Source organism: Pseudomonas sp. Sample_10 (assembly GCF_004321495.1).
Lineage (GTDB): Bacteria > Pseudomonadota > Gammaproteobacteria > Pseudomonadales > Pseudomonadaceae > Aquipseudomonas.
Window position 1 is genome coordinate 1 of sequence record NZ_RCOE01000054.1, and the last position, 2,407, is coordinate 2,407.

At 52.5% G+C, this 2,407-nt stretch carries 1 protein-coding gene and 1 pseudogene; both read left to right on the plus strand.

Features of this window, described 5'->3' with window-relative positions; genetic code table 11:
* Window positions 1–1,737, plus strand: a 1,737-nt coding sequence (locus D8U18_RS28685; RefSeq protein WP_277752458.1) for an RHS repeat-associated core domain-containing protein, incomplete at its 5' end; no start/stop codon positions are given.
* Window positions 1,738–1,884: 147 nt separating this feature from the next.
* Window positions 1,885–2,407: pseudogene (locus D8U18_RS03980) on the plus strand (hypothetical protein); the annotation flags it as partial.

Here is a 2,407-nt window from a genome sequence, read left to right on the forward strand (position 1 = left end):
AACCAGCGGATCGAACCGGTCAATCGCTACGTTTACGACAGCCTCTACCAGTTGATCGAAGCCAGCGGTTGGGAAGCGGGCAGCGCCAACCAAGGCCCGTCTTCATCCGCCAGCGCTGACCCCGCAGCGATGGGCAATTACCGCCAGACCTATCGCTACGACGCCGGCAACAACCTGCTGGAGCTCAAGCATGTCGGCCCGCAAAATCCCGGCCATCGCCTGGTCGCGGCGGCGCACAGCAACCGCTGTTTGCCGGTGCACAACGGCGTGGAACCGAGCGAGGAAGACTTTCGCAACGGCTTCGACGCCAATGGCAACCTGCTCAACCTGCAACCGGGGCAAGCCTTGAGCTGGGACCTGCGCAACCAGTTGTGCGAGGTTCGACCGGTCGAACGCGATGCCGGCCTCGATGATCTTGAGTCTTACCTCTACGGCGCCGATGGCATGCGCGTACGTAAAGTCCGTTCGACGCAGTCCAACACCCAAACCTTGACCGCAGAGGTCCGTTATCTACCGAGTCTGGAATTGCGCAACCACAGCTGCACCGGTGAAAAGTTGCAGGTGATTAGCGTGCAGGCAGGGCGCAGCAGTGTACGGGTGTTGCACTGGGAAGCGGGTCGCCCGGCGGACATCGCCAACGACCAGCAACGCTACAGCCTGAGCGATCATTTGGGTTCATCCACGGTGGAACTGGATCAGGCCGCCCAGATCATCAGCCAGGAACGCTACTACCCGTTCGGCGGCACCGCGTGGGCAGATAGCGAGGCAGTGCAGGTCAGTTATAAAACCGTGCGTTATTCGGGGAAAGAACGCGATGCGACGGGGCTTTATTATTATGGGTTCAGGTATTACGTGGCGGGGTGGCAGCGGTGGTTGAATCCGGATCCGGCGGGTGGAGTAGATGGGCTGAACCTGTACTGTATGGTCAGGAATAATCCCGTAACGCTGAGTGATCCCGATGGACTAGAATCTGATCAAGATGATCAACTAATCATTCACATGTTTTACCATGGAGAAATTCCTGAGGATGTATCTTCAAATATAATTAATACGATAGAGGTTAGCCCTGGGAATAGGGTGTATCTTTGGTTTGATGATAGGGCAAGAAAATCCTTTCCGCGTATATCGGATGGTTTTTCCAAGTTTGAGATAAAGGACGTGGGTGAGCTTAAAGGTGTAAAGCCAAAAGAGGGGGGTGATTCTTTTTCTAATATAGAAAAAATATTTTCAGAAGTTGAAGGTGCTAGCAATAAAGGCAAGGAAAAGTCTCTTTCTGATTTGGCCGAATTATTAGCGACTTACCAGTATGGTGGGTTGTATCTAGATGCAGATGTAGTTGTTCGTAAGGAATTCACTAAAAGTGAGTTATTTGGTGATTCAGAGTTCAGAACTCATATTTCCCTCGTGGGTGCAACGGCAAATGTCGATTATTATGATGCGTTGGGATTTAAAAATGCATTTGATGGCGATCTGGGGGAAGTGTTAAAGGGACTGTCAACTGATTACGAAGAGGGTTTTTTGAAGGGCGCCAGTGAGCCAGGGGAGTTGGTGCGTATTAAGGAAATTGTACGCTTGAAATTAGATCGATTATTAAGTAAGGACGAAATAGATGATGCTTTGTCGGAGGATGTGATGCCGGGGAATGTTTTAAATAGAATTACTACGGCGTTGAAACGTATAGACATATCAACTACCTTGAAAGAAAAAATACAATTTGTGCCTATGAAGAGTACGTAGCATCAATCAGATTGAGGTCGACAGCAGTTGCGCTGCTAGGTTCTAGGGGATGAAATCCATAAAAAAGCACGGCACTGTAATTTTTGACAATAGCCAAACGCAGTTTTTCAACATTAGCTGTCATGAAATCCAGAAGGACGCTAGGCCATGCCGGTTCAAGCATTCACGTTTCACAGCGATACCCCGACCCTGACGGCCGTAGATCCTCGTGGATTGGCAGTACGCTCGGTGGGTTATTGTCGCAGTGCAATCGGTGAGGCGGCCGACGCGCGTATCAACCGCATGGCCTATGACGGTGGCGGACGAGTGATTGCGCAGTGGGATCCGCGATTGCAGAGGAACGCTTCGGCGCCTGCCAATCTGGTCACGATTTACGCCCTGTCCGGCAAATCGCTGAGCACGACCAGTGTCGATGCCGGGTGGCGTGTCAGTCTGTTGGGTGAAGCGGATCAGTCGGTGCAGGGCTGGGATGGGCGCGGCAGTCGGCGCTGGAGCGAGTACGACAATCAGTTGCGACCGTTGGCGTTGTTCGAGCAGGCGGTTAATGGCGAGCCTCTGTGTACTGAGCGTTTTGCTTATGCTGGGAGTGACCCGGCATTCGCCGCGCATAACCAATGCGGCCAACTGATCCGTCACGACGACCCGGCGGGCTCGCAGCGATTTACCGAGT